Source organism: Parasutterella excrementihominis YIT 11859 (assembly GCF_000205025.1).
GTDB lineage: Bacteria > Pseudomonadota > Gammaproteobacteria > Burkholderiales > Burkholderiaceae_F > Parasutterella > Parasutterella excrementihominis.
Window position 1 is genome coordinate 34,148 of record NZ_GL883719.1, and the last position, 16,175, is coordinate 50,322.

Here is a 16,175-nt window from a genome sequence, read left to right on the forward strand (position 1 = left end):
TAAAGAATCCTTTGAATTTGAAAAGTTTAGAACGAATCCTAAGACATCGGTTTTCCGATCATCCGATCTGGTCAGATTGCCTCGACCTCAGTCTTCTCTGCTTTAGATGAGTTCTAAGGAGACATCCATTTTAAGTTCACTTTCAAACCAAACCCCTCTCAATTAAGCTTCGGCACCTTATTTTCTCAAGCACGCAGGGTGATTTAAATATCAATAATTCAAATTTATAAAATCACCCTTGGCTGGACACTCTCGGAATAAAATAAAAATTAGCACATTACATAAGCTGATGAGGTTTGTTTTCGGAAAAAGTAAAACATCGGTCTGAAACAACTCCTTAACTTTCTAGAAGGATATATCCTTAAAAAATCCTCTCTATTCCAAATTTAATCTTTGTTTAATATTTATCAACCATTATCATCAACCCCTCTAATTATAAAATCCCATTTTGAGTTTATTTTTTGCTAATTAGCTAATTTATAAGAATTTTCATCTTCTCTAAATTTCGTAACAATCTATTGACTTCTAGAAATTTTGCTGTCAGAATGCTTATGTCTGTTGTTTGACAGACATGACAATTGGGATTACTGCTATGTGCATATTTAAGCCTATTCAACATAGGCATGCGCCGCACGTTACACCTCACGCGGTTTACGATGCGTGATTGCTTCTCCTTCAATAAATTCCTCTCCGAATCCGACATCTGGCCCTCCGGCCGATTCTTTATCGGTTCGGCTCGAATTGCTTTTCTCTTAATTTCTTCCGCGAAATCTCTTAGTGTTCAAGCCTTTTTGACGCTTGTTCATAGGGGGGGGGTATTTCCGAGAAAAGCCAATACCACAATTCATTTAATTACGATGCGGATTTATTTACCTTATTAAATAAATCTGGAGGACTACTATTATGCAAAAACTTAAAGTCGCAGCTTCTGCATTACTGAAAGATAAACTTCAGGTTGAACGTGAAGTCGTTTGCCTCTCAAATGCTGACTTTACTGAAGTCTCCGCTGTTGTTATCGACATTGAAGACTATCGGAAAGGCGGGTTAAACAAGGTTAATGCCACCGCCTTGGAAATTCCTGTTTTTCTTTATCTCCGCGATGAAGACACCACTCCGGAAGAACTCGTCGGTCACGTGGTCGGTGTGATCAACGATGACCTTACAGACAGACGTCTTTTCGGCCGTCAAATCGATGAAGCTGCCAAACGCTACGAAGACAAGCTCCTTCCTCCTTTCTTCGGTGCCCTCGCCCAATACGTATACAAAGGAAAGTCCCAGTTTGACTGCCCGGGACATCAGGGAGGCGCATACTTCCGCCGCCATCCGGCCGGCCGCGCATTCTATGACTTTTTCGGTGAAGAGCTTTTCCGCTCTGACCTTTGCAATGCTGACGTTGCGATGGGCGACCTTCTAATTCATGAAGGTGCACCGCTAACCGCTCAAAAAGCTGCCGCTAAGGTATTCAATGCCGATAAGACTTATTTCGTTTTGAACGGAACCTCCGCCTCTAACAAAGTTGTATTAAATGCGGCTTTAACTCCCGGTGACTTGGTTTTGTATGATCGAAACAACCACAAGTCAATTAACCACGGAGCTCTTTTGCAAGCCGGCGCTACTCCGATTTATCTTGAAACTGCCCGCAACCCCTTCGGATTTATCGGCGGCATTGACGAAAAATGTTTTGACGAAGAGTATCTCCGCAGCCTAGTTAGAGAAAAATGTCCTGAAAAAGCGGATGCCAAGCGCCCCTTCCGTCTTGCAGTCATCCAACTCGGCACTTATGACGGCACGATTTATAACGCTCGCCAAGTTGTGGACAAAATCGGCCACCTTTGTGATTACATTCTCTTCGACTCCGCATGGGTAGGCTACGAGCAATTCATTCCAATGATGCGTGACTGTTCCCCGCTTCTTCTCGAGTTAGGACCGGAAGACCCCGGCATCTTCGTCACTCAGTCCGTTCATAAGCAGCAAGCAGGTTTTTCTCAGACTTCACAAATTCGCAAAAAGGACTCTCACATTAAGGGACAAGACCGTTATATTCCTCACAAAGTGTTGAATAACGCTTTCATGATGCATGCATCAACCAGTCCGTTTTACCCGCTGTTTGCTTCTTTGGACGTCAACGCAAAAATGCAAGAAGGAGAAGCCGGCCGTAGACTTTGGGCTGACTGCGTTAAGACAGTTGTTGATGCTCGCAAATTACTGCTTGAAACCTGTCATTACATCAAACCGTTTATTCCTTCTAAAGTTCGCGGCTCCGATTGGAAGTCTTACCCAACGGATTTGATTGCCCAAGACCTGGAATTCTTCAAATTTGTTCCGGGTCAGAAATGGCATTCTTTCGAGGGATATGGGGAGAACCAATATTTTGTAGATCCCTGCAAATTTATGCTGACGACTCCGGGCATCGATGTTGAGACCGGCGAATACGAAAATTTTGGCGTTCCGGCAACGATTTTGGCTAATTACTTGCGCGATAACGGCATCATCCCCGAAAAGAATGACCTCAATTCCATTCTTTTCCTCATGACTCCCGCAGAAAATAAAGAAAAAATGGATCACCTGGTTAGCCAGATCGCTCGCTTTGAAAAATACCTCGATGATGACGCTCCCTTAGAAGAGGTTCTGCCCAATCTTTACAAAGCTTACGAATCTCGCTACCGCAACTATTCCATCCGTCAGCTCTGCCAAGAAATGCATGACTTCTACAAGGAGCGGAATATTAAAGAGATTCAAAAGGAAATGTTCCGTACAGAATTCATGCCTAAGAGCGTCATTAATCCTCAAGAAGCCCACTTTGCATTCCTGCGCGGCCAAGCCGAGCTCGTCCGTCTGGAAGATGCAGAAGGAAGGGTTGCTGCTGAAGGCGCTCTGCCCTACCCACCGGGAGTCTTGTGCTGCTTCCCGGGTGAAGTTTGGGGCGGACCCGTGCTCAAGTATTTCTTAGCTTGGCAGGAAGCCATGGGACGGATGCCTGGATTTGCACCCGAACTTCAAGGTGTTTATGTCGAAGACAACGGCAGGGGCGGTAAACAAGTTTACTGCTATGTACTAAAAGAAGATGCTGTCGAACGTCTGACTGCTAAAGGTAAATAAGCCGCGTGCGCGGAAGCTCGCGCTTCCGTGCTGCCTCTCTACACAGAACATACTTGAGGATATTTTTATGTCTCAGCAAAACCGTACCAAGATGTCAGTCACTCAGCTGACTCTTCTCACTGCTATTAATATGATGGGCTCCGGCATCGTCATGCTGCCGACCAAACTGGCTGAAATTGGAACAATTTCTATTCTTTCCTGGCTCATCACTGCCGTGGGATCCTTGTGTTTAGCCTATGCCTTTGCCAAGTGCGGCATGTTTAGTAAACGTCCGGGTATGGGCGGCTATTCTGAATATGCCTTCGGCAAAGCCGGCAACTTCATGGCTAACTACACTTATGGTGTTTCGCTTCTTTTTGCCAACATCGCTATCGCGATTACCTGTGTCGGCTATGGGGCCGAATTTTTGGAAATTGAACTAACTCCGGTTCAAGTTTGCCTTTCTACGATCGTCGTACTTTGGATCTGTACGTCCGCAAACTTTATGGGGGCCTCGCTCACCGGAAAATTTAGTGCCTTAGCCGTTTGGTGCGTCATCCTTCCCGTGTTGCTTTTAACCGTTATCGGCTGGTTCTGGTTCAGTCCTACGATGTATGTCGAAGCCTGGAATCCGCACAACGAACCTTTCTTCTCCGCTGTCGGGGCTTCAATCTCTATGACGCTATGGGCCTTCTTAGGACTTGAGAGCGCCTGTGCCAACAGTGATGCCGTTGACAATCCCGAGAAGAATGTTCCTATTGCCGTGCTGGCCGCTACCATTGGTGTTGCTATTATCTATATTGTCTCCACCAATATCATCGCGGGTATCGTTCCGAATGCCGAGTTGGTTAAATCAAACGCTCCCTTCGGCCTGACCTTTACCATGATGTTCAACTCTACCATCGGCAAGATCGTCACTTTCCTTCTTGTTCTTTCCTGCGCAGGCTCTACACTGGGTTGGCAGTTCACGATTGCTAAGGTATTTCAGCAGTCTGCAATCGACGGTTTCTTCCCGAAGTGCTTTGCTAAAGTCAACAAATGGAAAGCTCCAGTGCTCGGTATGATTATCATTACGGCCATTCAAACCGGCTTCTGTTTCATGACGATTAGCCCCGAACTGTTCAAACAATTCAACCGGTTGGTAGATCTCGCCGTAGTAACCAATATCATGCCTTATCTGCTGTCAATGGCGGCTGTTGCCGTCATCATGAAAGTCGCAAAAGTGGAGCCCTCCAAGGCCAAACTTTACAACGTCATTGCAATCATCGGCGCCATCTACAGCTTCTACGCACTCTTCTCTACCGGAATCACAGAAGTTTTCTACGGCTCTTTAGCCACATTCCTCGGATGGACGCTTTGGGGACTGATTGCACCTAGATTCGCCAGCAACGAAGCTTGATAGCAATTTGCTCTCAGTTAAAGGACTGCCCGTGCGGCGGTCCTTTTTATTTGCGGTCTCACAGGTTCAGGAGTTTAAATATTTCGTTAGAAAAACGATTTTGCCGCCAATTTTGAATTAGGCTAAGTAATTGACATTTTTTAACACCTCTAGAGAATCTCATGTCCAAATCCATTTTTGATGTTGTCGGACAAGCTCCCGACGATCCCATTCTCGGCCTCAACGAAGCTTTCAAATCCGACCCCCGCGACAAGAAAGTTAATCTGAGTATCGGCGTGTACAGCACCGAAGACGGCAAAGTACCTCTTCTGCGCGTCGTTGCCGAAGCCGAGAAGAGAATCCTTGAAGCCGGCGAGCCTCATACTTATCTTCCGATCTCCGGTATTCCTACTTTTAACGCCGGCGTTCAGAAGCTGATTTTCGGTGCCGATTCTCCGATCATCAAAGAAAAGCATGCCGTTACCGTTCAATCTCTCGGCGGTACCGGTGCTCTTAAAGTCGGCGCAGACTTCCTTGCAGCTATTCTCAAAGATCCGGAAGCCGTTGTCAGCACACCGACATGGCAGAACCACGTTGCAATTTTTGAACAAGCTGGTTTCAAAGTCGGCAAGTATCCGTACTATGACAAAGAAAACAACGGCGTCGACTTCCCTGCCATGCTTAAGAGCCTCAGCGGTTTGAAAGAAAACACCGTTGTGATTCTGCATGCCTGCTGCCACAATCCCACAGGCTATGACCTGACTCAAGAACAATGGGCCCAGGTTGTTGACGTCTGCGTTAAGAACAAGCTGATTCCGTTCCTCGATATTGCTTACCAGGGCTTCGGTGACGGTCTTGAAGAGGATGCCGGCTCCATCCGTCAATTTGCCGATGCAGGCATTCCTTTCTTCGTCTCTAGCTCTTTCTCCAAGTCCTTCTCTCTTTACGGCGAACGTATCGGTGCACTGACCGTCGTCTGCAAAGACCAGGAAGAAGCCTCCCGTGTCCTGAGCAAACTGAAAGCTTTGATTCGTGCCAACTACTCCAATCCTCCCGCCCACGGCGCCAAGATTGTTGCTCGGGTACTCAATGATCCTGAACTCATGAAGCAGTGGCATGAAGATTTGGGCGAAATGCGCGAACGTATCAAAGAGATGCGTAAGGATCTGGCTTCCGAGCTCAAAGCACTCGGCGCCAAGAAAGACTTTGACTTTGTCACTCAGCAGAAGGGCATGTTCTCCTTCTCTGGCCTGAACCCCGAACAGGTTCAGCGTCTGAAAGACGAATTCGGCGTCTACATCGTTAAGAGCGGCCGTATGTGTGTTGCTTCTTTGAACAAAGACAACGTGAAATACACGGCAGAAGCCATTAAAGAAGTGCTCTAAGCTCTAAACTACGCGTTTCTACGGAAGGCTCCGAAAAAATCGGAGCCTTTTTACATTTTTAAATTTCCTTTTGAATCAAGGAGTTCATGAGAGAGTGAATATAAAAACAAAAAAGAATGAAAAAATTTTTAGTTTTTGATTTGCACGACTTCAAAAACTTGTATATAGTCTCGTCTTGTTGATTCCCCGATAGCTCAGTCGGTAGAGCGACGGACTGTTAATCCGCAGGTCGTTGGTTCAAGTCCAACTCGGGGAGCCAGAATTCTGAAAAGCGCATCGTAAAGAATGCGCTTTTCTTTTGCCAAAATTGGTTCGCACCGACTCCGCTTTCTCAAGTCGAAATCAAGCCGCCCATGTTTAGACGGACGGCCCATCGGAATCCTGAGATTAATTCTTCAGACAATCAGACATAAACTTCTTGCGAAGCTCGCCCTTCAGTGCTTTCTCTTTAGCCTCCTTGCTGCACTTGACCATTTTTTCCTGCTGTTGGGTAAGTTTCTTTTTTCCGTCATCAACTTTCTTGGACAAGCACTCCTTCATGAATTCCTTACGCTTATCGCCGTGAAGATCCTTAGCCGCAGCTTCTTTGCTGCAGTAAGACATCTTATTTTGCTGAGCGGTGAGATGTTCGGAAGTGTCTTTTGCGATGGCCGGATTCATGCATACGGCAAAACCCAGGAGAGAGGCAATCAAAACCAAACGTTTCATAATCAGTCCCTTAAAAGGTTGCAAAGAAGTTGATATCTCCTTTATAACTCTTTAGAGGTAAAAGCTTTAGGCAAAAATCCAAGATTGAGCATGAAAACTTCCGTGCTCATCTTCTTGCCAAGACGGGTAATTTCCTTCCTTTGCCTAATAGTCCTACCTCTAAATATCGGGTTTTTTCTGTCTCTTCTCCGAAAATCAGCGGTTTTTTCTCTCTAAAATAAGTTCATGTTCAGCGCGTGTTCTCGGCGAACCGCAGGCATTTTTACGGATAACCAATGAATACATCTGAATATTTAACTTTGATGAGGGATCGACTCACCGCAGCTTTCGATTTCAAAGAGCCGCCTCAAGGACTCAATCCTCAGCCGGCGCTTTGGGCAGTACATAATCGAACTTCAGAAAAGTACTTCCTCTCAAAAAGCATCTCGTTATACACAGTGAACAATGACGAGTATGTCGGGCTTTATGGCTGTACTGACAAAATCAAGGAAACAGACATCGAAGCCGTTTTCGAACAGTTCAAAAGACTGATTTCGGAACTACCGACGGACGAAAAGCATATGTCCTCAATTTTCACTGCGGCGTTGATTTCCAAAGAGGAAATTGACCTGAAGATTGTTGAGACGGCGTCTGCCAAAAAGTTTCATAAAGACTTTTGGTTCTCTCTTCGCGGTTGGGCCGATCTAGCCTTCATTTTGGTCGATCTTAAAAACGAAAAGATTTATTCCAATTCGTTCGGCAAAAGGACTGTTAGAAACTTCGGATTCCCCAAGAAGTCTGACTAATAGCTTTATTTAATTTATCTCAAACACCTAGGAATGGAAATGAACGGTTTTACCTTACTTATCGGCTCAGCGGTCATCTTTCTGATCGCCTATGTCGTTTACGGCTCCTGGCTTGCCAAGCAATGGGGCATCGACCCGAAACGCAAAACACCAGCAGAAACTCAGAAGGACGGCATTGACTACCTTCCGACAAAACCGGCTGTTCTTCTCGGTCACCACTTCTCTTCAATCGCAGGCGCCGGCCCGATCGTCGGCCCGATTACCGCGGCTGTTTTCGGATGGGTTCCCGTCACACTGTGGATTATCGTCGGCAGCGTCTTCTTCGGCGGCGTGCATGACTACGGTTCTTTGGTGGCTTCTTTGCGTCATAAAGGCAAGAGTATCGGCCAAATTATCGAAGCCAACATCGGTGAAAGAGCCAAGATTCTCTTCGCCATCTTTGCCTGGATTACATTGCTGGTTGTGATTGCAGCCTTCGCCAACATCGTTGCTGCTACTTTCGTGGCCAACCCTAGCGCCGGCACATCCTCCTTACTCTTCATTCTGCTTGCTGTCGCTTTCGGCCTGCTCGTCTACCGTACCGGCATATCTCTTTTCCTCGGTACAGTCCTGGGCCTCATCGGCATGGCTGCCGCTTTCTACATCGGTCATATCTTCCCGATCGTCCTTTCTAAAGACATGTGGCTCCTGATCATGATGGGCTACATCTTTGTTGCCTCCATCGCACCGGTTTGGATTCTTCTGCAGCCTCGCGACTACCTGAACTCCTTCCTGCTTTATCTGATGATCATTGCCGCCTTCCTCGGCATCTGCTTCTATCAGCCGACCATGGAGATTTCTCCGTTTGTAGGCTTTGATCTCGGGCACGGTCAGTGGCTCTTCCCGGTTCTGTTCGTTACTGTTGCCTGCGGTGCGATTTCCGGCTTCCATTCTCTGGTTAGCTCCGGTACCAGCTCCAAGCAGCTTGATAACGAAAAGAACGCCAAGCTCATCGGCTACGGCTCCATGCTGATTGAAGGCCTCCTGGCAATCTGCGCCATCATTTCCGTCGCTTACGTTGCTGCTGACAAACTGCCGGCTCTCCTGAAAGCCGGCGGCCCGGTCAACGCCTTCTCTCAAGGCACTGCAACCTTTATGACAGCGCTGGGTCTTGATTTCAATCTGTCTAAGGAGTTCGTTGCTCTGACGATTTCCGCCTTTGCGCTCACTACTCTTGACACCGCAACCCGTCTCGGCCGCTTCATCTTCCAAGAACTGGTTACACGTCCTGTCGAAAGCCGCAACGGCGGTAAGGAACAGCCCATCGCTGCTTTCCTCGGCAACCGTTACGTCGCAACGGCGATCACGATCGCTCTGGCCTGGTACATGTCCGTCGGTTCTTACCTCACGATTTGGCCGATTTTCGGTACTGCAAACCAGATGCTTGCCGCTCTGTCTCTGCTCGCTATCGCCGCATGGCTCAGAAAAGAAAACAGAAAGACATTCATGGTCACGATCCCGATGTACTTCATGTTTGCCGTCACCTTCTGCTCTCTTGGTCAGCTGATCTACGCCAACCTCGGCAAGAACTGGCTGATCGTCGGCATCTCCGCCGGTCAGGCTGTTCTGTCTGCAGCTCTGTTCATTGAAGCCTACCGAGTCTTCAGCAACGACAAAGGTCAGATCCCGAGTAACCTTAAAGCTCAAAATCAAGAGTAAGTCAGTAGTTACTCACTCCTAAAATTACGGCCTTCGCCTAAAAAGTGAAGGCCGTTTCGTTTAGGTTGCTTAGAAACACTGGGCCTTCTGCCAGACTATTCCTGGCTGAGAATTTCCGGATTCAGTATCTCCAACTCATCAATTAAAAAGCCCGCGACTGCAAACCGTTGTTTTCTCTTTAAAGCTCTTTCGGCCCATCATCGAGCCACTAGAGATGCTTTTTAGAGAGGCGGCTTGAAGCTCTTTGCTGTCATTGGACAACATACAAATGTCTCGAAAAACAACTCTGTTATAGAGGGGAAATTGGAAGAGCGTCCTTCCGACTCCAGCCAAAACAAAATTCTCGCCCAGAGCCTTCTGTAATCTGAACGGGAATTTAGCTTTTGTCGGTGACTGTCTCCATAGAACATCAAACAGCGAACAGAACAGTCATCAACAGAAATTAAGTCAAGGGAGCGAGCAGCGCTAAAACAATATTGGCAACCAAGAAGAAGACGATCGCAGAAAAATCAATGTTCTTCCAAACCGGAATAAATTTCTTAATCGGTGCCAGGAAGGGGTAGCAGAGATAACTCAGCGTACGGTAAAGAGCGCTTGTTTGGTTTACCCAAGAGAGAATGCAGAAAAGCAATGCGGCAAACATTGCAAGTTCAATGGCCCAGTACACCACCAGAACGGCGGAACCAAAGAAAAATGGGAAAAATCCCCCGGCCCCCGAGCCCATCAGCCAGTGGAAGAACTGATAAATGACGGCGACTAAGTAGCAGACAAAAATTGAAGGCCAGTCAATGGTCGGCGTTCTCGGAATGAATTTAGAGACCGAACCGACAGCCCACTGCGTCGTGGTATAGGCGAAAGAAGTGATCGGATCGTTTCCGGGAGCACGCAAAAACTTTAAATAAGCTCTTAACAAGAGCAGGCACGCGAAAACCGTGCAAAGAAGTCTAAGGGTTAATAAAAAAATCGCGGACACTTTCTGATCCTCTCGTTTTACTTGTTTTGTTGTTAATCATTCTAAATGAGGCGGCGGTCAACAATGCAGAATTTTGGCCTGAACCGCTCAATTAGACGTTTAGACGTAAGGAAAACACAACGGCTTACCGGTCGTGCAGAGACTCTCATACGTAAGCCAGTCGAAAGCAGGGCCCGGATCCGTCTTGCGAAGCGGTGCGATCATGGAATGGCCCGTGACGTATTTGATAGGATAAGCTTCGGCAAGTGCATCGGTGAGGCGCCCGAGCGTTTCATATTGCGCCTGCTCATAGGGCGCTGAATCTGTACCTTCCAATTCCACGCCGATCGAGAAGTCATTGCAGTTCTCACGGCCCTCGTAAGAGGAAACGCCGGCATGCCAGGCACGGTCCAAACAGGAAACGTACTGGAACAGGCGTCCACTCCGATCAATAAAGAAGTGTGAAGAAACGCGCAGTCCTTCTAAATCTTGGTAGGACGGATGCTTGCAGCAGTCAAGCGTTCCGCAGAAAAGCGCGTCGACATCTCCGGTTCCGAACTGGCCGGCTGGCAAACTGATGTTGTGTATCACCAGAAGAGAAATCTCCTCGCCTTCCGGCCGCTCGTTGAAATGCTCGGAGGGCCGAATTGCCGCTTCGTCACACCAGCCGTTAGGAAAAATTCGCATCAGTGCGCCTTCGGGCCTTTCATTGCGTGCTGGCGGCAGCAATAGTACTTCCCATTGCTGTATACAGCTTCACTGATCGGAACATACAAGCCGCAGTTCGCGCACGAAACCATCTTTTCGCCCGGCATATCGTTTTTGTGTTCCGCAAGATTGGCTTTTTCCTGTTTATCCAGGCGCTTTTCAAGCTGAATCTGCTTTAAGCGCATGGAACGCCAGGCAAAGTAAATAACGGCAACGATAAGAACAAAGAAAATGATCCTGGACATGACTTAGGCTCCCGGAACAACTTCCATAACAAAGCGAACGCCGATATAAGAAACCATCAGAACGCAGAAGCCGATAACGGTCCAAAGAGCGGCAAACTTTCCTCTCCAGCCTCTGAGATGATGTCCGAGAAGCAGGATTCCGAAGATGACCCAGGCCATGCAGGTGGTGACAGTCTTGTGGTCAAAACGGAAGGCTTGGCCGAAAAGTTCCTGAGAATAGACAGCACCGAACAGAATCGCAGCGGTCAGAACAATGAACCCGACCCAGATCAAACGGAAAAGGATTTTCTCCATTTCCATCATGGAAGGCATGTTGTCCAAAATATTGACGTGCTTTGCGCCCTCGTGAGTAACAAAGTCCTTGGCGCGGACTCTCTTATGAACGGCCATTAAAAGCAGTCCTTGGATAAGCGCCATCGTCATCACGCTGTACGCAAGAATCGCCAGAAGCAGATGCAGTCTGAAAGGGCCGCTCGCGGTTTCCGGCGCTAAGGGAGAACCAGGCAGCAGAAGCGGCAAAAGCATGCTAACCGCAGAAAGCGGCAGAACAAAAACCAGCATGGCGCCGATCTTAGAGAAGAAACTTTCCAAGAGCAGCAGGAACGTGCAGGTGAACAGCGTAATCGTCAGCGCTAGCGCCATTCCAAAGTGCGGAGTCCCGTACAGGAACAAAGCCTCGTAAATCAGGTAAGCCTGGATCATAAGACCTGCGCAAATCAGGGGGCGAATCCAGAATTTCTCCGTAGGTTCAGGCTCTTGCAACGTTTTGTAAATTCCGAAGGCTGCGGCTAAATACAATACGGCCGCAAAAACGTAAAATATGGCATTCAATGTCATCGTTACGACTCTTTTTTATATAGTTGATCGTATTGTATGACTTAACTCTTTCCTTTGAATTAATGTAATGCTCGATTCTCTTACTCAGCGTCTTACCAAAGTCGTCAAAACCATTCGCGGACAAGCTCGTCTGACCGAATCCAACATGCAGGACATGCTGCGTGAAATTCGTATTGCCCTCCTCGAGGCAGACGTTGCCATTCCCGTGGTCAAAGATCTCATTGCAAGAATTAAAGAAAAAGCCCTCGGAACCGAAGTTCAGACAAGCTTAACTCCGGGCCAGGCATTGGTCGGCATTGTTCACGACGAATTAACAAAAGTTATCGGCGGAGAGGATCCTGAAAATGTTCGCGAGATCAACCTCGCTACCCAGCCTCCCGCAATCATCCTGTTAGCCGGCCTTCAAGGTGCCGGTAAAACGACGACCGCCGGCAAGCTCGGTAAATGGCTCAAAGAAGAAAAGAAGAAAAAAGTTCTGACAGTTTCCGCCGACGTGTACCGTCCTGCCGCTATTGATCAGCTGCAAACAGTTTCTCAGCAGGCCAACATTGACTTCTTCCCGAGTACCCCGAACGAAAAACCGCTCGATATTGCCCGCAAGGCCCTCGAATACGCAAAGCTTCATTACTACGACGTGCTCATCGTCGATACGGCCGGTCGCTTAGCGATCGACGAGCAGATGATGAATGAGGTCAGCGATCTGGAAAAATTCTTAAATCCGATCGAAACCTTCTTCGTGGTCGACGCCATGGTCGGTCAGGACGCAGTCAACACCGCGAAAGCCTTCGGCGAAAAACTTCCGCTAACCGGCGTGATTCTGACTAAGGTCGACGGCGACTCCAGAGGTGGTGCAGCGCTTTCCGTTCGCATGGTCACCGGTAAGCCCATCAAATTTATGGGCGTTGGTGAAAAACTCAACGGTTTCCAGCGTTTTGATCCGCAGGCCATGGCCGGACGAATCCTCGGCATGGGCGACATCGTTTCTCTTGTCGATGAAGTCCGCAAGAACGTGGATATCGAAAAAGCCCAGAAGTTCGCTGAAAAAATGCGTAAGGGCGACGATTTCACACTCGAAGACTTCAAGGATCAGCTCGCTCAGGTCAAAAACATGGGCAGTTTCTCTTCCTTAATTGAGAAACTGCCGGCACAGTTCGCCCAAGCTGCCGGCCAGGTTGACGACGAACAGGCTAAGAAACAGCTCGCCCGTACTGAAGCCATCATTGATTCGATGACACCGCATGAACGCAGAAAACCCGAAATCATCAAAGCAAGCCGCAAGCGCAGAATCGCTGCCGGCGCCGGCACTACCGTTCAGGAAGTCAATCGTCTGCTCAAACAGTTTGAGCAGAGCCGCGAAATGATGAAGATGATGAAAAAAGGCGGCATGGGCAAAATGATGCGCGCTTTCAGAAGCCTTAGCGGCCGCTTCCCGGGTATGGGCGGCATGGGCGGAGGCTTCTAGTGAGCCAAAAGGCTGTTCGTATTCTCGGAATTGACCCGGGGCTTAATCACACCGGCTACGGCTTTGTAGATTTTGTACCCGGTCATTTCACCTATGTCGCCTCCGGTGTTTTGAATGTACCCGCAGGCGAACTTTCCGACAGACTGGGATTCATTTTTAAGTCCTTGTCGGCTTTGATCGAGGAGCATCATCCGAATGTCGCTTCGATTGAAAAAACTTTCTTGAATACGAATGCCCAGTCCAGCATGCTGCTGTCACACGCAAGAGGCGCTGCGATGTGTGCTGTCGCATGTCACTCTATCCTATGCAAAGAAATCAGCACTCGCGAGATTAAAAAATCCGTAACCGGCTACGGCGCCGCTGACAAAGAACAAGTGCAGCAAATGGTTCTAAGGCATCTGAAGCTTGAGGACACGCGCTTCAGTCCGGACGAGTCGGATGCTCTGGCAACCGCGATCTGCTACGGCAGCTCCAGTATCCTGCTCGGCCTCGTACCGACACTCGGAACCAAGGCCGGCAGCAGCGGAACCGGTGTATCCCGCAGAGGCTCAAGTGCTCGCCGCTCAAGAAACGAGTGGACGAAACGTTATGAAGGAAAGGTCTAACTAATGATTGCAACCATTCGAGGAAAAATTCTTCAAAAAAATCCTCCGCAAGTTGTTATTGAGTGCGGCGGACTGGGCTACGAGATCGATGTCCCGATGTCCACTTTCTACAATCTTCCGAACATCGGCGAAGAAGTGTTTCTGGAAACCGTCATGATCGTTCGTGAAGATGCGCAGCTGCTTTACGGCTTTTTAACTTCTCAGGAAAAATCAGTGTTCCGGCAGCTTCTGAAAGTGAGCGGCATCGGTCCGAGAATTTCGCTCGCCATGCTCTCCTCTATGTCTGCAGAAGATATCGGAAACGCCATTGCCAATAATGAAATCGGACTTTTGACGATGGTTCCCGGCATCGGTAAGAAAACGGCCGAACGTCTCGTTCTTGAGCTGAAGGACAAGATGGTCGTCACTTCTGCGCCCACGGTTTCTTCCGTTCAGACAGAGGTCATCCAGGCTTTGGTTGCGTTGGGTTTCAGCGAACGCGAAGCTCGCGGCGCTGCGAAAAACGTCCCTGCAGATGCCGACGCCTCCGAAGGCATTCGTCTCTGTCTGCGTCAACTTGCTCAGAAAGGTTAATCCATGGCGGACAGCAATTCGATTCTTTCCTCTGAAAGAAAAGAAAAAGAAGAAGTCATCGACAAGGCCCTTCGTCCGACACGTCTCAAAGACTATGCCGGCCAAGACGGTATTCGTGAGCAGTTAGATCTGTTCATCACGGCTGCACGCAATCGCGGAGAAGCTCTGGATCACGTTTTGCTCTTCGGCCCTCCGGGCTTAGGTAAAACGACACTGGCAAACATCATCGCCAACGAACTCGGCGTCAAGCTTCGTCAAACGTCGGGCCCTGTTTTAGAAAAGGCCGGGGACTTGGCTGCCATGCTTACAAGTTTGGAGCCGCATGATGTTCTCTTCATTGACGAAATCCATCGTCTCTCGCCGGTCGTCGAAGAAATTCTTTATCCGGCCTTAGAGGACTTCAAGCTCGACATCATGATCGGCGAAGGCCCTGCTGCCCGTTCGATCAAAATCGATCTTCCGCATTTCACGCTTGTGGGTGCCACGACACGTGCAGGTTCATTGACCAAACCGCTGCAGGATCGTTTCGGTATTCGTGCCCAGCTTCAGTACTACTCGCCTGAAGACCTGACAACCATTGTGCTGCGCTCCATGCACCTGCTAAATATGCCGGCAGATAAAGGCGCAGCCGGTGAGATTGCACGCCGCTCCCGCGGTACACCTCGAATCGCAAACAGATTGCTTCGACGTATTCGCGACTTTTCCGAAGTCCGTCATCAGGGTCAATTGTCCGAACAAATCGCAAAAGACGCCCTTACCATGCTAGAAGTCGATCCGATCGGCTTAGACAGCCTCGACTGCCAATTCCTGCTTGCGATCATTGAAAAATTCCAAGGCGGTCCCGTCGGTATCGAAAACCTGGCTTCCGCTGTCGGTGAGGAGTCTGATACGCTTCAAGATATGGTCGAGCCTTATCTGATCAAAGAAGGTTTTGTTCAGAGGACACCAAGGGGACGCGTGGCGACACCGCGCGCATACAGCCATTTCGGGCTCGATAGAAAACATAAAGATTTGGGATTTTTATTCGATGACGACCAATATTAGTTCTTACAACTTGTCCGAGCGTCAGGTGCAGCTGGACTTGTCCGTTCTTCCCTACGATTTTGAAGAGAACGTCAAGACATTGAGCGAACAAGCGCGTCAGGCCTGGAACGACGTTCAAGATTTGGAAGCTTCTGCCTGCCCTGACAATAAGGCTCAAATCACGATCACGATGCACCCGTCCTTTGCTTCTCAGATTTACTTCCCTGAGGAGTTTTTGCTTGTCATGGGATTGGACTGCGTCGGCGTACGTCAGGTTCAGTGCTTCCCGCGCGACACTTCAAGCTGCGATACTGAAGACGGAGAAATTACCGTTGCGCTCGTCTGCGTCGGAAAGAGACAGGACATCCAGGCCATTCCCGGCAAACTGGAAAAAGTTGTCTCAGACACACTCGTCGGAAAACAGATTCGAACCATTGAAAGTATTGAAGCCGTCTCTATCTATGACCGCTTGGATATTCCCAACGATTACTTCGAGGACCATTTCTTAGTCGGTGTTTATGTGACGCCCGGAAAAACAATCGAAGAATCCAAGGAAGACTTTAAAAATTACGCTCAGAAAAACGATCTTGAAGTACACCCCAACTTCTTAGTCGACAAGGACGGTGTCTTCTATGTGCTTCTGCGCGGTGCCCGCTACAAACTCGATGCTATCGGCGACTACGCCTACACCTTCTGTGTACGTGTCCCGCCGCTGAAAAAAGCCTGACTCAGCGCCAC

At 48.6% G+C, this 16,175-nt stretch carries 15 protein-coding genes and 1 tRNA gene; 11 read left to right on the plus strand and 5 right to left on the minus strand.

The features are described 5' to 3' along the window. Positions 1 to 903 precede the first annotated feature (903 nt). The 4 genes from speF to HMPREF9439_RS07210 all read left to right on the plus strand — a co-directional run bounded on the left by speF (position 904) and on the right by HMPREF9439_RS07210 (position 6,100). The gene (gene speF / locus HMPREF9439_RS07195) at positions 904 to 3,099 is read left to right on the plus strand and encodes an ornithine decarboxylase SpeF (RefSeq protein WP_008864344.1); all 2,196 of its coding nucleotides are present in this window, start codon (positions 904 to 906) and stop codon (positions 3,097 to 3,099) included. A 67-nt stretch (positions 3,100 to 3,166) separates the two neighbouring features. Beyond that, positions 3,167 to 4,477: a putrescine-ornithine antiporter gene (potE, locus tag HMPREF9439_RS07200; RefSeq protein ID WP_008811455.1), complete on the plus strand. Its 1,311-nt coding sequence runs from the start codon at positions 3,167 to 3,169 to the stop codon at positions 4,475 to 4,477. Between the two features lie 161 nt (positions 4,478 to 4,638). Continuing rightward, entirely contained in the window at positions 4,639 to 5,841 is a 1,203-nt protein-coding gene (locus tag HMPREF9439_RS07205; RefSeq protein WP_021868127.1) for an amino acid aminotransferase, read from the plus strand. Positions 5,842 to 6,024: 183 nt separating this feature from the next. Beyond that, positions 6,025 to 6,100 (plus strand) — tRNA-Asn (locus tag HMPREF9439_RS07210). Positions 6,101 to 6,228: 128 nt separating this feature from the next. Here the strand turns inward: HMPREF9439_RS07210 and HMPREF9439_RS07215 are convergent. After that, positions 6,229 to 6,549 (minus strand): PsiF family protein, encoded by a 321-nt coding sequence (locus HMPREF9439_RS07215; protein WP_008864347.1) that lies wholly within the window; start codon positions 6,547 to 6,549, stop codon positions 6,229 to 6,231. A 275-nt stretch (positions 6,550 to 6,824) separates the two neighbouring features. Between HMPREF9439_RS07215 and HMPREF9439_RS07220 the strand changes: the two genes are divergently transcribed. Both HMPREF9439_RS07220 and HMPREF9439_RS07225 read left to right on the plus strand, forming a co-directional pair. Next, positions 6,825 to 7,334, plus strand: a complete 510-nt coding sequence (locus HMPREF9439_RS07220; protein WP_021868129.1) for a DUF8052 family protein — start codon at positions 6,825 to 6,827, stop codon at positions 7,332 to 7,334. A gap of 39 nt (positions 7,335 to 7,373) precedes the next feature. Next, positions 7,374 to 9,032 (plus strand): carbon starvation CstA family protein, encoded by a 1,659-nt coding sequence (locus tag HMPREF9439_RS07225; protein ID WP_040603505.1) that lies wholly within the window; start codon positions 7,374 to 7,376, stop codon positions 9,030 to 9,032. A gap of 442 nt (positions 9,033 to 9,474) precedes the next feature. Here the strand turns inward: HMPREF9439_RS07225 and HMPREF9439_RS07230 are convergent, their stop codons facing one another. The 4 genes from HMPREF9439_RS07230 to HMPREF9439_RS07245 all read right to left on the minus strand — a co-directional run bounded on the left by HMPREF9439_RS07230 (position 9,475) and on the right by HMPREF9439_RS07245 (position 11,774). Continuing rightward, on the minus strand, positions 9,475 to 10,005 hold the full coding sequence (locus HMPREF9439_RS07230) for a YggT family protein (RefSeq protein WP_008812134.1): 531 nt from the start codon (positions 10,003 to 10,005) through the stop codon (positions 9,475 to 9,477). Between the two features lie 99 nt (positions 10,006 to 10,104). Beyond that, complete coding sequence (gene ampD, locus HMPREF9439_RS07235) at positions 10,105 to 10,671, minus strand: 1,6-anhydro-N-acetylmuramyl-L-alanine amidase AmpD (protein ID WP_008864351.1); 567 nt, start codon at positions 10,669 to 10,671, stop codon at positions 10,105 to 10,107. After that, positions 10,671 to 10,937: a PP0621 family protein gene (locus HMPREF9439_RS07240; RefSeq protein ID WP_008812136.1), complete on the minus strand. Its 267-nt coding sequence runs from the start codon at positions 10,935 to 10,937 to the stop codon at positions 10,671 to 10,673. Before HMPREF9439_RS07240 ends, ampD begins: the two co-directional genes overlap by 1 nt. A 3-nt stretch (positions 10,938 to 10,940) precedes the next feature. Continuing rightward, positions 10,941 to 11,774, minus strand: a complete 834-nt coding sequence (locus HMPREF9439_RS07245) for a cytochrome C assembly family protein (RefSeq protein ID WP_008864352.1) — start codon at positions 11,772 to 11,774, stop codon at positions 10,941 to 10,943. A gap of 67 nt (positions 11,775 to 11,841) precedes the next feature. Here HMPREF9439_RS07245 and ffh point away from each other — a divergent pair, with 67 nt between their 5' ends. From ffh to HMPREF9439_RS07270, 5 genes are read left to right on the plus strand one after another with little or no spacing between them, the layout of a single operon-like run. Beyond that, positions 11,842 to 13,236, plus strand: a complete 1,395-nt coding sequence (ffh, locus tag HMPREF9439_RS07250) for a signal recognition particle protein (RefSeq protein WP_008864353.1) — start codon at positions 11,842 to 11,844, stop codon at positions 13,234 to 13,236. Beyond that, positions 13,236 to 13,841 (plus strand): crossover junction endodeoxyribonuclease RuvC, encoded by a 606-nt coding sequence (ruvC, locus tag HMPREF9439_RS07255; protein WP_008864354.1) that lies wholly within the window; start codon positions 13,236 to 13,238, stop codon positions 13,839 to 13,841. The genes ffh and ruvC overlap by 1 nt, the downstream gene beginning before the upstream one ends. A gap of 3 nt (positions 13,842 to 13,844) precedes the next feature. Then, positions 13,845 to 14,414 carry a Holliday junction branch migration protein RuvA gene (ruvA, locus tag HMPREF9439_RS07260; protein WP_008864355.1) on the plus strand — a complete coding sequence of 190 codons (570 nt, stop codon included), beginning with the start codon at positions 13,845 to 13,847 and terminating at the stop codon, positions 14,412 to 14,414. 3 nt (positions 14,415 to 14,417) lie between these two features. Further along, the gene (gene ruvB / locus HMPREF9439_RS07265; protein WP_008812141.1) at positions 14,418 to 15,458 is read left to right on the plus strand and encodes a Holliday junction branch migration DNA helicase RuvB; all 1,041 of its coding nucleotides are present in this window, start codon (positions 14,418 to 14,420) and stop codon (positions 15,456 to 15,458) included. Next, positions 15,442 to 16,164 carry a hypothetical protein gene (locus HMPREF9439_RS07270; RefSeq protein ID WP_008812142.1) on the plus strand — a complete coding sequence of 241 codons (723 nt, stop codon included), beginning with the start codon at positions 15,442 to 15,444 and terminating at the stop codon, positions 16,162 to 16,164. The genes ruvB and HMPREF9439_RS07270 overlap by 17 nt, the downstream gene beginning before the upstream one ends. Positions 16,165 to 16,175 lie beyond the last annotated feature (11 nt).

Bases quoted from the DNA above. Each gene is read 5' to 3' on its own strand.
- HMPREF9439_RS07225 (WP_040603505.1), top strand. From the start codon at position 7,374: ATGAACGGTTTTACCTTACTTATCGGCTCAGCGGTCATCTTTCTGATC.
- HMPREF9439_RS07220 (WP_021868129.1), top strand. From the start codon at position 6,825: ATGAATACATCTGAATATTTAACTTTGATGAGGGATCGACTCACCGCA.
- potE (WP_008811455.1), top strand. From the start codon at position 3,167: ATGTCTCAGCAAAACCGTACCAAGATGTCAGTCACTCAGCTGACTCTT.
- ruvB (WP_008812141.1), top strand. From the start codon at position 14,418: ATGGCGGACAGCAATTCGATTCTTTCCTCTGAAAGAAAAGAAAAAGAA.
- speF (WP_008864344.1), top strand. From the start codon at position 904: ATGCAAAAACTTAAAGTCGCAGCTTCTGCATTACTGAAAGATAAACTT.
- HMPREF9439_RS07205 (WP_021868127.1), top strand. From the start codon at position 4,639: ATGTCCAAATCCATTTTTGATGTTGTCGGACAAGCTCCCGACGATCCC.
- HMPREF9439_RS07240 (WP_008812136.1), bottom strand. From the start codon at position 10,937: ATGTCCAGGATCATTTTCTTTGTTCTTATCGTTGCCGTTATTTACTTT.
- HMPREF9439_RS07245 (WP_008864352.1), bottom strand. From the start codon at position 11,774: ATGACATTGAATGCCATATTTTACGTTTTTGCGGCCGTATTGTATTTA.
- ruvA (WP_008864355.1), top strand. From the start codon at position 13,845: ATGATTGCAACCATTCGAGGAAAAATTCTTCAAAAAAATCCTCCGCAA.
- HMPREF9439_RS07215 (WP_008864347.1), bottom strand. From the start codon at position 6,549: ATGAAACGTTTGGTTTTGATTGCCTCTCTCCTGGGTTTTGCCGTATGC.
- ampD (WP_008864351.1), bottom strand. From the start codon at position 10,671: ATGCGAATTTTTCCTAACGGCTGGTGTGACGAAGCGGCAATTCGGCCC.
- HMPREF9439_RS07270 (WP_008812142.1), top strand. From the start codon at position 15,442: ATGACGACCAATATTAGTTCTTACAACTTGTCCGAGCGTCAGGTGCAG.
- ffh (WP_008864353.1), top strand. From the start codon at position 11,842: ATGCTCGATTCTCTTACTCAGCGTCTTACCAAAGTCGTCAAAACCATT.